Annotated in this window: 13 protein-coding genes; 5 read left to right on the top strand and 8 right to left on the bottom strand. The window is 62.7% G+C overall.

Annotated elements, in window-relative coordinates; translation table 11 throughout:
* Positions 1–134: 134 nt before the first annotated feature.
* The 7 genes from ACIQUI_RS28040 to gloB form a co-directional block, all read right to left on the bottom strand.
* On the bottom strand, positions 135–1742 hold the full coding sequence (locus tag ACIQUI_RS28040) for an ABC transporter ATP-binding protein (RefSeq protein ID WP_403204250.1): 1608 nt from the start codon (positions 1740–1742) through the stop codon (positions 135–137).
* Position 1743: 1 nt separating this feature from the next.
* Positions 1744–2763 (bottom strand): ABC transporter permease, encoded by a 1020-nt coding sequence (locus tag ACIQUI_RS28035; protein WP_403204248.1) that lies wholly within the window; start codon positions 2761–2763, stop codon positions 1744–1746.
* A 1-nt stretch (position 2764) separates the two neighbouring features.
* Positions 2765–3838, bottom strand: a complete 1074-nt coding sequence (locus tag ACIQUI_RS28030) for a microcin C ABC transporter permease YejB (protein WP_403204246.1) — start codon at positions 3836–3838, stop codon at positions 2765–2767.
* A 1-nt stretch (position 3839) separates the two neighbouring features.
* Positions 3840–5675, bottom strand: a complete 1836-nt coding sequence (locus ACIQUI_RS28025) for an extracellular solute-binding protein (protein ID WP_403204243.1) — start codon at positions 5673–5675, stop codon at positions 3840–3842.
* Complete coding sequence (locus ACIQUI_RS28020) at positions 5672–7501, bottom strand: extracellular solute-binding protein (protein ID WP_403204240.1); 1830 nt, start codon at positions 7499–7501, stop codon at positions 5672–5674. The genes ACIQUI_RS28025 and ACIQUI_RS28020 overlap by 4 nt, the downstream gene beginning before the upstream one ends.
* Positions 7502–7722: 221 nt before the next feature.
* Entirely contained in the window at positions 7723–9153 is a 1431-nt protein-coding gene (locus tag ACIQUI_RS28015; protein WP_403204237.1) for a transglycosylase SLT domain-containing protein, read from the bottom strand.
* 100 nt (positions 9154–9253) lie between these two features.
* Positions 9254–10033, bottom strand: coding sequence for a hydroxyacylglutathione hydrolase (gene gloB, locus ACIQUI_RS28010; RefSeq protein ID WP_403204235.1), 780 nt, complete (start codon positions 10031–10033; stop codon positions 9254–9256).
* An 85-nt stretch (positions 10034–10118) separates the two neighbouring features.
* On the opposite strand from gloB, the gene ACIQUI_RS28005 reads away from it, so the two are divergent.
* The 4 genes from ACIQUI_RS28005 to ACIQUI_RS27990 all read left to right on the top strand — a co-directional run bounded on the left by ACIQUI_RS28005 (position 10119) and on the right by ACIQUI_RS27990 (position 14679).
* A complete protein-coding gene (locus ACIQUI_RS28005) occupies positions 10119–10892 on the top strand; it encodes a class I SAM-dependent methyltransferase (RefSeq protein WP_403204232.1) in 774 nt (257 codons plus the stop codon).
* Positions 10893–10905: 13 nt separating this feature from the next.
* The gene (rnhA, locus tag ACIQUI_RS28000) at positions 10906–11352 is read left to right on the top strand and encodes a ribonuclease HI (protein ID WP_016711609.1); all 447 of its coding nucleotides are present in this window, start codon (positions 10906–10908) and stop codon (positions 11350–11352) included.
* Positions 11353–11495: 143 nt separating this feature from the next.
* The gene (gene dnaQ / locus ACIQUI_RS27995) at positions 11496–12254 is read left to right on the top strand and encodes a DNA polymerase III subunit epsilon (RefSeq protein ID WP_403204228.1); all 759 of its coding nucleotides are present in this window, start codon (positions 11496–11498) and stop codon (positions 12252–12254) included.
* A gap of 175 nt (positions 12255–12429) precedes the next feature.
* Entirely contained in the window at positions 12430–14679 is a 2250-nt protein-coding gene (locus ACIQUI_RS27990; RefSeq protein WP_403204225.1) for an Orn/Lys/Arg decarboxylase N-terminal domain-containing protein, read from the top strand.
* Here the strand turns inward: ACIQUI_RS27990 and ACIQUI_RS27985 are convergent.
* Positions 14663–14881 (bottom strand): hypothetical protein, encoded by a 219-nt coding sequence (locus ACIQUI_RS27985; protein WP_110740679.1) that lies wholly within the window; start codon positions 14879–14881, stop codon positions 14663–14665. The genes ACIQUI_RS27990 and ACIQUI_RS27985 overlap by 17 nt on opposite strands.
* Before the next feature lie 157 nt (positions 14882–15038).
* On the opposite strand from ACIQUI_RS27985, the gene chrR reads away from it, so the two are divergent.
* A complete protein-coding gene (chrR, locus tag ACIQUI_RS27980; RefSeq protein WP_403204223.1) occupies positions 15039–15599 on the top strand; it encodes a class I chromate reductase ChrR in 561 nt (186 codons plus the stop codon).
* Positions 15600–15819: the final 220 nt, after the last annotated feature.

Raw genomic sequence — 15819 nt, 5'->3', positions numbered from 1 at the left:
TCCCACAGACATGGCCACGTTGCAACAAATGTGGGAGCGGGCTTGCCCCGCGAAGCGCCGCGCGGGCGGCGCTCGATCTCATAGGCGCTGCAAGGTTTGTGTCGAGCATCTGGTAGCCCCCACACAACCTGCCCCTAAGAAGCCTCAACCTCCAAAAACGCCGCCTCCAGCAATTGCCGCGTATACGGATGCTGCGGCGCATGGAAGATCGCCTGCGCATCCCCTTGCTCCACCACATGCCCATGCTTGATCACCATCAACTGGTGACTCAACGCCTTCACCACCGCAAGGTCATGGCTGATGAACAGGTACGTCAGGTTGTACTTCTGCTGCAAATTCCTCAGCAATTCCACCACTTGCCGTTGCACCGTGCGGTCGAGCGCGGACGTAGGCTCATCCAGCAGAATCAGCGCAGGCTTCAACACCAGCGCCCGTGCAATCGCGATGCGCTGGCGCTGCCCACCCGAGAACTCATGCGGATAGCGATGCCGCGTGCGCGGGTCCAGCCCCACTTCTTCCAATGCCGCAACAATCGCCGCTTCCTGCTCTTGCGCGGTACCAATACCGTGAATGCGCAACCCTTCACCCACAATGTCTGCCACGCACATGCGCGGGCTCAGGCTGCCGAAAGGGTCCTGGAACACCACCTGCATTTCCCGCCGTAGCGGCCGCACGGCCTTCTGGTTCAGCCCTTGCAGGTTCTGCCCGTGGAAGTGGATACCGCCCTGGCTGGAAATCAACCGCAAGATGGCCAAGCCGAGCGTCGACTTGCCCGACCCGGACTCGCCAACAATGCCCAGCGTTTGCCCCTGCGGCAAGCTGAAGTTGACCCCGTCCACCGCCTTCACATGGTCAACGGTGCGCCGCAACAGCCCTTTCTTGATCGGGAACCACACCTTGAGGTCGTCCACCTCCAGTAACGGCGCGCCGACCGGGTTGTGCGCCGGTAGCCCGCTTGGCTCGGCATTGATCAGCATCTGCGTGTAATGGTGCTGCGGCGAACTGAACAAGGTGGCGCAGTCCGCCTGCTCGACAATCTGCCCGCGCTGCATCACGCATACGCGGTGAGCGATGCGGCGCACCAGGTTCAGGTCATGGCTGATCAGCAACAGCGCCATGCCCAGGCGCGCTTGCAGTTCCTTGAGCAGGTCGAGGATCTTCAACTGCACGGTCACGTCCAGCGCCGTGGTCGGTTCGTCGGCAATCAGCAGCTCCGGCTCGTTGGCCAGCGCCATGGCAATCATCACCCGCTGGCGTTGCCCGCCCGACAGCTCGTGGGGCAGGGCCTTCAACCGCTTTTGCGGTTCGGGGATGCCGACCAGCTCCAGCAGCTCCAGGGTGCGCGCAGTGGCTTCCTTGCCGGTCAGGCCCTTGTGCAGCAGGAGGATTTCGTTGATCTGCTTCTCGATGCAATGCAGGGGGTTCAGCGAGGTCATCGGTTCCTGGAAGATCATCGCAATGCGGTTGCCGCGAATGCGTTGCAAGGTTTTATCGTTCTGCTGCAGCAGGTCTTTGCCTTCGTAGCGGATGCTGCCGCTGGGGTGGCGGGCCAGGGGGTAGGGCAGCAGGCGCAGGATCGAGTGCGCGGTGACCGATTTGCCCGAGCCACTTTCGCCGACCAGCGCCAGCGTCTCACCCTTGCGGATATCAAAGCTGATACCGTCCACCACCCGGTTCACCTGGTCCCCGGTCACGAATTCCACCGCCAGGTCCCGCACTTCGATCAGGTTCTGTTCACTCATGTCACTTCCTCGGGTCGAAGGCATCGCGGGCGGATTCGCCGATGAACACCAGCAGGCTCAGCATCAAGGCCAGCACGGCAAACGCGCTGATGCCCAGCCACGGGGCCTGCAGGTTGGACTTGCCCTGGGCTACCAGCTCGCCCAGCGACGGCGAACCGGCGGGCAGGCCGAAGCCGAGGAAGTCCAGGGCGGTGAGGGTGCCGATGGCGCCGGTGAGAATGAACGGCATGAAGGTCATGGTCGAGATCATGGCGTTGGGCAGGATGTGCCGGTACATGATCGCGCCGTTGCGCATGCCCAGGGCGCGGGCGGCGCGCACGTATTCCAGGTTGCGCCCACGCAAGAATTCGGCGCGTACCACGTCCACCAGGCTCATCCACGAGAACAGCAGCATGATGCCCAGCAACCACCAGAAGTTGGGCTGCACGAAGCTGGCGAGAATGATCAACAGGTACAGCACCGGCAGGCCGGACCAGATCTCCAGAAAGCGTTGCCCGGCCAGGTCGACCCAACCGCCGTAGAAGCCCTGCAAGGCACCAGCGATAACGCCGACGATGGAACTGGCCACGGTCAGCGTGAGGGCGAACAGCACCGAGATGCGGAAGCCGTAGATCACCCGCGCCAGTACGTCGCGGCCCTGGTCGTCGGTGCCCAGCCAGTTATCCGCCGAGGGCGGCGCCGGCGCGGGCACGCGCAGGTCGTAGTTGATGCTCTGGTAGCTGAAGGGGATGGGCGCCCACAGCACGAAGCTGTGTTTCTTTTCCAGCAGTTCGCGGATGTACGGGCTCTTGTAGTTGGCCTCCAGCGGGAATTCACCGCCGAAGGTGGTTTCCGGGTAGCGCTTGAACGCGGGGAAGTACCATTCGCCGTCGTAACGCACGGCAATCGGCTTGTCGTTGGCGATCAGCTCGGCACCCAGGCTCAGGCCGAACAGGATCAGGAACAGCCACAGCGACCACCAGCCACGGCGGTTGGCCTTGAAGCGCTCGAAGCGCCGGCGGTTGAGGGGGGACAAGGCCATGTCAGTGCTCCCGGCTGGCGAAGTCGATGCGCGGATCGACCAGGGTGTAGGTCAGGTCGCCGATCAGTTTCACCACCAGCCCCAGCAGGGTGAAGATGAACAGGGTGCCGAAGACCACCGGGTAGTCGCGGTTGATGGCCGCCTCGAAACTCATCAGGCCCAGGCCGTCGAGGCTGAAGATCACCTCGATCAGCAAGGAGCCGGTGAAGAAAATGCCGATGAAGGCCGACGGGAAGCCGGCGATCACCAGCAGCATGGCGTTGCGGAACACATGGCCATACAGCACCCGTGGCCGGCTCAGGCCCTTGGCCTTGGCGGTGACCACGTATTGTTTGTTGATCTCGTCGAGGAAGCTGTTCTTGGTCAGCAGGGTCATGGTGGCGAAGTTACCAATGACCAGTGCGGTAATCGGCAATACCAGGTGCCAGAAGTAGTCCAGCACTTTGCCGGTGGTGCTCAGCTCGTCGAAATTGTTGGAGGTGAGGCCACGCAGCGGGAACCAGTCGAAGTAGCTGCCGCCGGCGAACAGCACGATCAGCAGGATGGCGAACAGGAACGCCGGGATGGCATAGCCGACGATGATTGCCGAGCTGGTCCACACGTCGAAGTGGCTGCCGTGGCGCACCGCCTTGGCGATGCCCAGCGGGATCGAGATCAGGTACATGATCAACGTGCTCCACAGCCCCAGCGAGATCGACACTGGCATTTTCTCCATGATCAGGTCGACGACCTTGGCATCACGGAAGAAACTGTCGCCGAAGTCCAGCCGGGCGTAGTTCTTGATCATGATCCACAAACGCTCGGGCGGCGACTTGTCGAAGCCGTACATGCGTTCGATTTCGGCGATCAGTGCCGGGTCCAGGCCTTGCGCACCACGGTAGTTGGAGCCGGCCACGGACACTTCGGCGCCACCACCGGCAATGCGGCTGGTGGCACCTTCGAAACCTTCGAGCTTGGCGATCATCTGCTCGACCGGGCCGCCGGGGGCAGCCTGGACGATGATGAAGTTGATGATCAGGATGCCGAACAGGGTCGGGATGATCAGCAGCAGGCGGCGCAGGATGTAGGCCAGCATCTTAGTTGGCCTCGTGCGCAGGGGTTTCGCTGACCGCCGGGGTTACCCCGGGCTTGATCCACCAGGTGTCGATGCCGATATCGTACTTGGGCGACAGGCTCGGGTGGCCGATGTGGTTCCAGTAGGCCACGCGCCAGGTCTTGATGTGCCAGTTGGGGATCACGTAGTAGCCCCACAGCAGCACACGGTCGAGGGCGCGGCAATGGTCGACCAGGCTCTGGCGCGAATCGGCGTTGATCAGCTCTTCCACCAGCTGGTCGATGGCCGGGTCGCGCAGGCCGATGAAGTTGCGGCTGCCGGGGTTGTCGGCGGCAGCGCTGGACCAGAACTCGCGCTGCTCGTTGCCCGGCGAGTTGGACTGCGGGTAGCCGCCGACGATCATGTCGTAGTCACGCGAGCGCAGGCGGGTGATGTACTGGGAAACGTCGACCCGGCGGATGTTCAGGTCGATGCCAAGGTCGGCAAGGTTGCGCTTGAACGGCAGCAGGATGCGTTCGAACTCGGTTTGTGCCAGCAGGAACTCGATGCTTACCGGTTTACCCTGGGCGTCGACCATCTTGTCGTCGACAATCTTCCAGCCGGCCTCCTGCAACAGCTTGTAGGCCTGGCGCTGCTGCTCGCGGATCATGCCGCTGCCATCGCTGATCGGGTTCTTGAAGGGCTCGGAGAACACCTGGTCAGGGACTTTGCCACGCAGCGGTTCGAGGATCTTCAACTCGTTCGAGCTGGGCAGGCCGTGGGCGGCCATTTCCGAATTGTCAAAGTAGCTGCCGGTGCGGGTGTAGGCGCCGTTGAACAGCTGCTTGTTGGTCCACTCATAGTCCAGCAGCAGGCTCAGCGCCTGGCGCACACGCACGTCCTGGAACACCGGGCGGCGGATGTTGAAGATGAACCCCTGCATGCCGGTGGGGTTGCCGTTGGGCAGCTCTTCCTTGATCAGGCGGCCATCGCGCACGGCAGGTACGTTGTAGGCGGTTGCCCAGTTTTTCGCGCTCACTTCCAGGCCATAGTCGAACGCGCCGGCCTTGAGTGCCTCCAGCGCGACGGTGGTGTCGCGGTAGGAGTCGAAGGTCATGGCATCGAAGTTATAGAACCCGCGGTTGATCGGCAGGTCCTTGGCCCAGTAGTCCTTGACCCGCTCGTAGCGCACCGAGCGCCCGGCCTTCACCTCGGCGACCTTGTACGGCCCGCTACCCAGCGGGATCTCCAGGTTGCCGCGGTTGAAGTCGCGGTTTTCGTACCAGTGTTTGGGCAGTACGGGTAGCTGGCCGAGAATCAATGGCAGCTCGCGGTTACCCTTGTGCTTGAAGGTGAACAACACCTTGAGCGGGTCTTCGGCGACCACTTCGGCGACGTCGGCATAGTACTGGCGGTACAGCGGCGCACCGTCCTTGATCAGGGCATTGAAGGTGAACACCACGTCTTCGGCGCGCATCGGGTGGCCGTCATGAAAGCGCGCCTCTGGGCGCAGGTAGAAGCGCACCCAGCTATTGTCAGGGGCCTTTTCGATCTTGCCGGCCACCAGGCCGTATTCGGTGAACGGCTCGTCCTGGCTCTGGCGCATCAGGGTGTCGTAGATGATGCTGATGTTCTCGGCCGAAACGCCTTTGTTGATGAACGGGTTGAGGCTGTCGAACCCGCCGAAGCTGGACTGGCGGAAGGTGCCGCCCTTGGGCGCATCCGGGTTGACGTAGTCGAAGTGCTTGAAGTTGGCGGGGTACTTGGGTGGCTCGTCGTACAGGGTGAGCGCGTGTTGCGGCGCGGCCAGGGCGGGAAGGCTCAGGCAGGCGAGCAACAGGCTGCCTGCCAGCCGGCGCAATGGGTGCGTTGGCGTCATTGGGCTTTCTCCGAAGTCTTGATCCACCAGCTGTTCAGCCCCAGGGTGTAGGGCGGCGTGGTGACGAAGGCGAACCGGTTGCGGTAGGCCAGGCGATGATTGTCGAGGTACCAGTTGGGGATCATGTAGTACTGCCATGAAAGCACGCGGTCCAGGGCGCGGGCGGCGGCGACCTGGTCGTCGCGGGTGCGCGCAGCCAGCAGGGTGTCGAGCAGGTGGTCGACTACCGGGTCCCTGACCCCAGCATAGTTCTTGCTGCCCTTGGTGCCGGCCTGGCTGGAATGGAAGTACAGCCACTGTTCGAGGCCGGGGCTCAAGGTCTGGTTGAGGGTCATCAGAATCATGTCGAAATCGAACTGGTCCAGGCGTTGTTTGTACTGGGCACGGTCCACGGTGCGCAAGCGCGCATCGATGCCGATGCTGGACAGATTTTCGACATAAGGTTGCAGGATGCGTTCAAGGTTGGGGTTTACCAGCAGCAACTCCATGCGCAACTGCTGGCCCTTGCTGTCGACCAGGCGTTGGCCGTTCAGCTTCCAGCCGGCTTCGGCAAGCAGGCCCAGGGCCTGGCGCAGGGTCTGGCGGCTGATGCCACTGCCATCGGTCTGGCTGACCTTGTAGGGCTCGCTGAACAGTTTGGCCGGCAACTGGTCGCGCAGCGGCGCCAGCAGCAGCCATTCCTTGCCGGTGGGCAGGCCGCTGGCGGCGAATTCGCTGTTGGGATAGTAACTGGTCGAGCGGCGGTAGGCGCTGCTGAACAGCGCGCGGTTGGTCCATTCGAAGTCGAGCATCAGCCCCAGCGCCTGGCGTACCCGTGGGTCGCTGAAGGTGGCCCTGCGGCTGTTCATGAACAGCCCCTGGGTTTGCGTCGGGATCTGGTGCGGGATCTGGGCCTTGATCACCTCGCCACGGCGCACGGCCGGGAAGTTGTAGCCGTTGGCCCAGTTCTTGGCCTGGTGCTCGATGTAGATGTCGAATTCGCCGGCCTTGAACGCTTCGAAGGCCACGGTGGCGTCGCGGTAGAACTCGTACTCCACGCGCTTGAAGTTGTACTTGCCACGGTTGACTGCCAGGTCCTTGCCCCAGTAGTTCTTCACCCGTTCGAACACCAGCCGGCGGCCGGGCTGAACTTCGCTGATGCGGTAGGGGCCACTGCCCAGTGGTGGCTCGAAGGTGGTGGCCTTGAAGTCGCGCTTTTGCCAGTAGTGCTTGGGCAGCACCGGCATCTCGCCCAGGCGCAGGATCAGCAGCGGGTTGCCGGCGCGCTTGAACACGAAACGGATGCGCAGTGGCCCGAGAATGTCCACCCGTTGCACTTCCTGCAGGTTGGTGCGGTAGATCGGGTGGCCGTCCTTGAGCAGCGTCCGGTATGAGAAGGCCACGTCCGCCGAGGTGATCGGCTGGCCGTCATGCCAGCGGGCTTCCGGGCGCAGGTTGAACACCACCCAGCTGCGGTCTTCGCTGTACTCCACCGTGCGGGCTATCAGGCCGTAGCTGGAGGTTGGCTCGTCGCCGGACGGGTCGTACTGGCCGGTGCCAACCATCAGCGGCTCGTTCAGCTCGCTGATGCCGTATTGCTGGAAGTTGGGCGTGGTGATCGGGCTCGACCCCTTGAAGGTGTAGGGGTTGAGGGTGTCGAAAGTGCCAAAAGCCATGGCCCGCAAGGTACCGCCTTTGGGCGCTTGCGGGTTGACCCAGTCGAAATGGGTGAATGTGGCTGGGTACTTGAGCGTGCCGAACTGCGCGTATCCGTGGCTTTCGCTCACCATCGCGGCTGCGGGAAAGCTCAAGGCCAGGCTGAGTGACAGCAGGAGGGGACGTATCAAGTCGGCATCCGATCCAGAGGCGTTGGGCTTTGATCGGGGTACAGTAACAGCTTGGTGGGGTTGGAAAAAGAGAGGTGCTGGGGTTTTCCGGTGGCTGTGTTTTCAGGCCCATTCGCGGGCACGCCCGCTCCCACAGGTACGGCACCGGCTTTGAGGGCTATGAAAAACCTGTGGGAGCGGGCGTGCCCGCGAATGGGCTGCAAAGCAGCCCCTGTAACGACTCAATGCCCGATGTAGACGGTCAGGGTCTGCCCTGGCTTGAGGGCATGGCCGCTGCGTGGGTTCCAGCGCTTGAGGTGTTTCATTTCCACATTGAAGCGTTTGGCCACCAAGTAAAGCGAATCACCCTTGCGCACTTTGTACTGAGTGGAGCGCTGCGCCGACGCGGCTACGCGATTGCCGGCGCCGCTCGGGGCACTGCCACCGCGCAGGGCCAGGACCTGGCCGGCGCGTAGGCTGCTGCCAGAAAGGCGGTTCCAGCGCTTGATGTCCTTTACCGAAACGCGGTTGGCCTTGGCGATGGCGCCCAGGTTGTCGCCACGTTTTACCCGATAGCTGCGCGCGGCCACGGGTGCCTTGTTTTCGGCGACTGCACGGGCGAACACAGCCTTGTTCGGTTGCAGGGCGACAAGTTGCTCGGGCTTGAGGTTGGACAGGCTGTCGCTCAGCAGTTGTGCCTTGGCTGTCGGCACCAGCAGCTGCTTGGGCCCGTCCACGGTCATGCGCTTCTTGAACGCCGGGTTGAGCTGGATCAGCTCGTCTTCGTCGATGTTGGCAAAGGCGGCCACCCGCGACAGGTCCAGGCGATCATTGATGGCTACCGCCTCGAAGTAGGGCTCGTTGGCGATTGGATTCAGGTTGACGCCATACGCTTCAGGCGTGAGCACCACCTGCGACAGGGCCAGCAGTTTGGGCACGTAGTCGCGGGTTTCCTGTGGCAGCGGCAGGTTCCAGTAGTCTGTTGGCAGGCCGAGCTTTTCGTTGCGCTCCATGGCACGGCTGACCGTGCCTTCACCGGCGTTGTAGGCGGCCAGGGCCAGCAGCCAGTCGCCGTTGAACATGTCGTGCAGGCGGGACAGGTAGTCCAGTGCTGCGTTGGTCGACGCGGTGATATCGCGGCGGCCATCGTAGAAGTTGGTCTGGCGCAGGTTGAAGTGGCGACCTGTGGCTGGCATGAATTGCCACATGCCGGCAGCGCTGGCGCGTGAATAGGCCATCGGGTTGTAGGCGCTTTCGATGGCTGGCAGCAGCGCCAGTTCCAGCGGCATGTCGCGCTCTTCCAGGCGCTCGACAATATAGTGCAGGTAGAGGCTGCCGCGTTCGCCGGCGCTTTCTATGAAAGTGGGGTTGCTGGCGAACCACAGGCGCTGCTGCTCGATGCGCGGATTGACGTCGATGCTGTCCTGAAGGGCAAAGCCCTGGCGCATGCGCTCCCAGACATCCTGCGGCGCCTGCTCGGCCGGTTTGACCAGCAGCGGTGAGGGTTTGTGCTTGATCCGCGCCTGGTAGTTGTGCGCGCGAACGCTATCGGATTCGTCGAGCTGACGGGTGCTCTGGCAGCCCACCAGGGTGGCGGCCAGGGCCAGCGCACTGATTTGGGCCAGGCGCGTCAGGGCGACGGAATGAGAGGTTCTGCGGCTACGGGAAGACATCGGCTGACACAGGTATCCGGGCGAAAAATTTCGGCGATTCTAGAAACCGCTCCGGGCCTGGTCAACCTTTGACCATAGATTGCGATATATCTTGCGGTTATCAGAAGGTGTCCTTCCAAGATCTCAAGGCAGCAAAAACAGTGACCTGCGAGTCGTTTGGATGTCCCTTCCATTCGTCTGCTTTTTGTTTAACTAATGTTTCAGCGGTACGCAGGAAGGGGTTGGTCAGGCGTTCCAGGCCAATGGTTGATGGCAAGGTGATGCGATTGTCGGCGCGCAAACGGGTAACATCCTCGAACCGCTGTAGAACGTGCGGGTTGGTGGGTTCCACCGCCTTGGCAAAGCGCAGGTTACCGAGGGTGTATTCGTGGGCGCAGTACACTTCTGTTTGCATCGGCAGCGCCGCCAGGCGGGCGAGGGCCGGCTGCATCTGTTCGGGTGTACCCTCGAACATGCGACCGCACCCGGCGGCGAACAGGGTGTCGCCGCTGAACAGCACGGGCGTTGCCGGCTGGTCGCTGAAGAACGCGATATGCCCAAGGGTGTGGCCGGGTACTGCCAGCACCTGGAAGGTCACGCCCAGCACGGTGACCTGGTCGCCTTCGTCCAGCGCCAGGTCGCGGCAGGGGATACGTTCCTGGGCCGGGCCGCAGACACGCGCACCGGTCAGTTGCCTGAGCCGTTCAACGCCACCGACATGGTCGTTATGGTGGTGCGTAATCAGGATGTCGCTGAGCACCCACTCGGGGTTGGCCGCCAGCCAGCGTTCCACCGGGCCGGCGTCACCTGGGTCGACCACCGCGCAGCGGCGTTTGGCAGTATCCTGTAACAACCAGATGTAGTTGTCGGAGAAAGCGGGAAGAGCATCGATCTGTATCATGGTGCGGATCCGATTCGCCTAGCGTGGCACATGAGGGCATCTTAGCCGCGATGGCGCGGTGCGAGAACCTTCGAGGGAGAGCGCAATGACCGACCAAGCCTTTGCCCAGGCCGACCCGGACTGGGTCAAGCTGATCAGCCTGGCCCGTGAGTGGTTCAACGGCCCACTCGGCCAACTGATGCTCAAGGAAGAGGAAAAACTGCTGGAAGAAGAGCTGGGGCGCTTCTTCGGTGGCTACCTCGTGCACTACGGGCCCTGTGCCGAGCCGCCACCGAGCGCGCCCCAGGTGCAGCGCAATGTGCGCCTGGGCGCGCCGTTGCCGGGGGTGGAGATTGTCTGCGAGGAGCAGGCATGGCCGCTGAGCGAACACGCCGCTGATGTGGTGGTGCTGCAGCATGGCCTGGACTTCTGCCTGTCGCCCCATGGCTTGCTGCGCGAGGCCGCCAGCGCCGTGCGCCCGGGTGGGCATTTGCTGATCGTGGGGATCAACCCGTGGAGCAGTTGGGGCATGCGCCATTTCTTCAGCCATGGCGCCTTGCGCAAGGCCCGGTGCATCTCGCCTTCGCGGGTGGGTGACTGGCTCAACCTGCTGGGCTTCGCGCTGGAGAAACGCCGCTTCGGGTGCTATCGTCCGCCGCTTGCCTCACCGGCTTGGCAGCAACGCCTGGAGGGCTGGGAGCGGCTGGCCGGTGGCTGGCAAAGCTCGGGTGGCGGCGTGTACCTGCTGGTGGCGCGCAAGATGGTGGTTGGCCTGCGGCCGCTGCGCCCGGAGCGTCGCGAACCGATGGGCAAGCTGCTGCCACTGCCATTGGCCAAGGTCAACCGCACAGCGGCCAACCCGGATACTGAAAAGCACTGAACATGAGTGGTACATGAGCGAAAGCGTCGAGATGTTTACCGATGGTGCCTGCAAGGGCAACCCCGGCCCGGGTGGCTGGGGCGTCCTGATGATCTACAAGGGCGTCGAGAAGGAACTGTGGGGCGGCGAACGCGAAACCACCAACAACCGCATGGAACTGATGGCTGCGATCCAGGGGTTGATGGCGCTGAAGCGCGAATGCGAGGTGGTGTTGACCACCGACTCGCAGTACGTGATGAAGGGCATCAACGAATGGATGGTCAACTGGAAGAAGCGCGGCTGGAAGACCGCTGCCAAGGAGCCGGTGAAAAACGCCGACCTGTGGCAGCAGCTGGATGAGCAGGTCAACCGCCACAAGGTGACCTGGAAGTGGGTGCGCGGCCATATCGGCCACCCCGGCAACGAACGCGCCGACCAGCTGGCCAACCGTGGGGTCGATGAGGTGCGCGCCCAGCGGTGAAGGCAGCTGCAAGCGACAAGCTTCAAGCTGCAAGAGGCAATGGTACGGGGCTGGCTTGCTTTTTCTTGGAGCTTGAAGCTTGAGGCTTGGCGCTTGGGTTATACTCGCGGCCTTTGTAACTGATGCAAGTTGGAGCGCCCCGCGTGGAGCAGCAGCAAGATAAGCGGTTCGTCATTCTCGATACCGAAACCACGGGCATGCCGGTCAGCGAAGGCCACCGGATCATCGAGATCGGCTGTGTCGAGGTAATCGGCCGGCGCCTGACCGGGCGGCACTTCCACGTCTACCTGCAGCCGGACCGCGAGAGTGACGAGGGCGCGATCAACGTCCACGGCATCACCGATGCCTTCCTGGTCGGCAAACCGCGCTTTGCTGATGTGGCCGAAGAGTTCTTCGATTTCATCCAGGGCGCCACGCTGGTCATCCATAACGCGGCGTTCGACGTTGGCTTCATCAACAACGAATTTGCCTTGCTCGGCCAGCAGGAGCGTGCGGACGCTTCGCAGTATTGCACCATCCTGGACACCCTGCTGCTGGCGCGCGCGCGCCACCCTGGGCAGCGCAATAGTCTCGATGCGCTGTGCAAACGCTACGATATCGACAACTCGGGCCGTGAGCTGCACGGCGCATTGCTCGACTCGGAACTGCTGGCTGACGTCTACCTGGCGATGACCGGTGGCCAGACCAGCCTGTCGCTGGCTGGGCATGGGGCAGAGGCCGAGGGTGACGGGCAGGGGACTGGCGGGAGTGAGATCCGCCGGATTACCGGGCGTGCGCCGGGGCGGGTGATCATGGCCAGTGCCGAGGAGCTGGAGGCGCATGCCGAGCGGTTGGCGGCGGTGGCCAAGTCGGCGGGTGGGCCATCCATGTGGCAGTCTCTGACCGAGACACCAGCTGGCTGATTTTCAGCCTGTACCGGCCTGTTCGCGGGCGCGCCCGCTCCCACAGGTACCGCGCAAGGCTTCAGGGCTGTGGGGCTCCCTGTGGGAGCGGGCGTGCCCGCGAAGAGGCCGGCCCTGAAAACACAGCTTCAACTACCCTGAAATGGACGCCCTGTCCTTCGGAGGTAGCTGCCTGATGTACAAGGACCTCAAGTTCCCTATCCTCATCGTGCACCGCGCCATCAAGGCTGACAGCGTCGCCGGCGAGCGCGTGCGGGGCATTGCCGAGGAACTGCGCCAGGACGGCTTCGCCATCCTCGCCGCCGCCGACCACGCCGAAGCGCGCCTGGTCGCTGCCACCCACCACGGCCTGGCCTGCATGCTGATTGCCGCCGAAGGCGTTGGCGAAAATACCCACCTGTTGCAGAACATGGCCGAGCTGATCCGCCTGGCCCGCCTGCGCGCCCCCAACCTGCCGATCTTCGCGCTGGGTGAGCAGGTCACCCTGGAAAACGCCCCTGCCGAAGCCATGAGCGAACTCAACCAGCTGCGTGGCATCCTGTACCTGTTCGAAGACACCGTACCCTTTCTCGCCCGCCAGGTGGCGCGCGCCGCGCACACTTACCTCGACGGCCTGCTGCCACCGTTCTTCAAGGCGCTGGTGCAGCACACGGCACAATCCAACTATTCCTGGCACACCCCGGGCCACGGTGGAGGGGTGGCGTACCATAAAAGCCCGGTAGGACAGGCCTTTCACCAGTTTTTCGGCGAAAATACCCTGCGCTCCGATCTGTCTGTTTCGGTGCCGGAGCTGGGTTCGCTGCTCGACCACACCGGCCCCTTGGCCGAAGCCGAGGCCAGGGCTGCACGTAACTTTGGTGCCGATCACACGTTCTTCGTCATCAACGGTACTTCCACGGCCAACAAGATCGTCTGGCATGCCATGGTCGGGCGTGACGACCTGGTGCTGGTGGACCGCAATTGCCACAAGTCGGTGGTGCACGCAATCATCATGACCGGCGCCATCCCGCTCTACCTGTGCCCGGAGCGCAACGAACTGGGCATCATCGGCCCGATCCCGCTCAGCGAGTTCAGCCCTGAGGCCATCCAGGCGAAGATCCAGGGCAACCCGCTCGCCCGTGACCGGGAACCGCGGATCAAACTGGCAGTGGTGACCAACTCCACCTACGACGGCCTGTGCTACCACGCCGGGTTGATCAAGCAGACCCTGGGGGCCAGTGTCGACGTGCTGCACTTCGACGAAGCCTGGTTTGCCTATGCGGCGTTTCATGACTTCTTCACCGGGCGCTATGCCATGGGCACTGACTGCGCGCCAGACAGCCCGCTGGTGTTCAGCACCCATTCCACCCACAAGCTGTTGGCGGCGTTCAGCCAGGCCTCGATGATCCATGTGCAGGACGGGGCCAGGCGCCAACTGGACCGCGACCGTTTCAACGAAGCGTTCATGATGCATATCTCGACCTCGCCGCAGTACAGCATCCTCGCCTCGCTGGACGTGGCCTCGACCATGATGGAGGGGCCGGCCGGGCGCTCGCTGCTGCAAGAGATGTTTGACGAAGCACTGAGTTTTCGTCGTGCCCTGGCTAATCTGCGCGAGCACATTGCTGCGCAGGATTGGTGGTTCAGTATCTGGCAGCCGCCGAGTGCCGAAGGTATCCAGCGCCTGGCTGCGCAAGACTGGCTGCTGCAGCCCGGGGCGGATTGGCATGGTTTTGGCGAAGTAGTGGACGACTACGTTCTGCTCGACCCGTTGAAGGTAACCCTGGTGATGCCGGGCCTAAGCGCAGATGGCGCGCTGGGCGAGCGCGGAATACCGGCGGCGGTGGTCAGCAAGTTTCTCTGGGAGCGGGGGCTGGTGGTGGAGAAAACCGGTCTGTACAGCTTTCTGGTGCTGTTCTCGATGGGCATCACCAAGGGCAAGTGGAGCACCTTGCTGACCGAGTTGCTGGAGTTCAAGCGCCACTATGATGGCAATACGGCCCTTGGCAGTTGCCTGCCGAGTGTGGTGGCCGCCGATGCCTCACGCTACCAGGGCATGGGCCTGCGTGACCTGTGCGACCAATTACATGGCTGCTACCGCACCAATGCCACTGCCAAGCAACTCAAGCGCCTGTTCACGCGCTTGCCGGAGGCAGCCATGAGCCCTGCACAGGCCTATGACCAGATGGTGCGTGGCGAGGTAGAGGCGGTGCCGATCGAGGCACTGCACGGGCGTGTGGCGGCGGTGATGCTGGTGCCGTACCCGCCCGGCATCCCGTTGATCATGCCGGGGGAGCGGTTCACCGAGGCGACCCGCTCGATACTCGACTACCTGGCCTTCGCCCGGGCGTTCAACCAGGGCTTCCCCGGCTTTGTCGCCGACGTGCACGGCCTGCAGAACGAGAGTGGCGGCTACACCGTGGACTGCATCACGGAATGCGAATGATCTCGACGCCGCTGCGTGCCAGTTCGAAACGGTTTTCACCCAGGTGGTTGACCTTGTCGCCGATGGCCAGGCGGTAGGTGGTGATGGGGGCGCCCAGCGTGCTGCCGTCGATTTGCAGGGTGGACTCCTGGAACTCATGCACGGGGTAGATACGGCCTTCGGCGTCACGGGCGTGGAATTGGCCGACCATTACTGCTGCCATTTGGGTGGAAACCTCTGAATTACGTAGAAAATGTCTGAAGGCATAGACCGTGGAACAGCCTCGGAAGTTTTCGCCTTGTACAAAAAAAACCAAAGCGCCGAGGAACGGTCATCTATAACTACAACGTCCCTTTACCCAGCACAGGATGGAAATTGCCATGAGCCAGGTGTATTCGGTAGCGGTTGTCGTCGGTAGCTTGCGCAAGGAGTCCTACAACCGCAAGGTCGCCCGCGCACTTTCGGAGCTGGCGCCGTCCAGCCTTGCCTTGAAAATTGTCGAAATCGGCGATTTGCCCTTGTACAACGAAGATGTCGAGGCCGAGGCGGCACCGCAGGCGTGGAAACGCTTTCGCGAGGAGATCCGCGGCAGTGATGCGGTGCTGTTCGTTACGCCGGAATATAACCGTTCGGTGCCAGGCTGCCTGAAAAACGCCATCGATGTAGGCTCGCGGCCCTACGGGCAAAGTGCCTGGAGTGGCAAGCCGACAGCGGTGGTGAGCGTGTCACCGGGGGCTATTGGGGGCTTTGGTGCCAACCATGCCGTGCGCCAGTCATTGGTATTCCTGGACATGCCGTGCATGCAGATGCCCGAGGCATACATCGGTGGGGCGGCCAGCCTGTTCGATGACTCAGGCAAGCTCAACGACAAGACCCGGCCGTTTTTGCAGGGGTTTATCGACAAGTTTGCTTCGTGGGTGAAGTTGAACAGAGCGGTCTAAGACGGTTAATGCGAAACTTGCTGAGCGGCACGATCCCTGTAGGAGCGGCCTTGTGTCGCGAAAGGGCTGCAAAGCAGCCCCAGGATTTCAGCTTCGCAGCATAAATTGCAGGGGCTGCTTTGCAGCCCTTTCGCGACACAAGGCCGCTCCTATGTATGGACTCGCCCACACTGTCTAATTGCTTTTGAACATAGGAACCCGGTTGCATCTATGTATCAGG

This window comes from Pseudomonas sp. NPDC090592 (assembly GCF_044769185.1).
GTDB lineage: Bacteria > Pseudomonadota > Gammaproteobacteria > Pseudomonadales > Pseudomonadaceae > Aquipseudomonas.
This window is presented reverse-complemented; position numbering and strand designations above follow the sequence as displayed.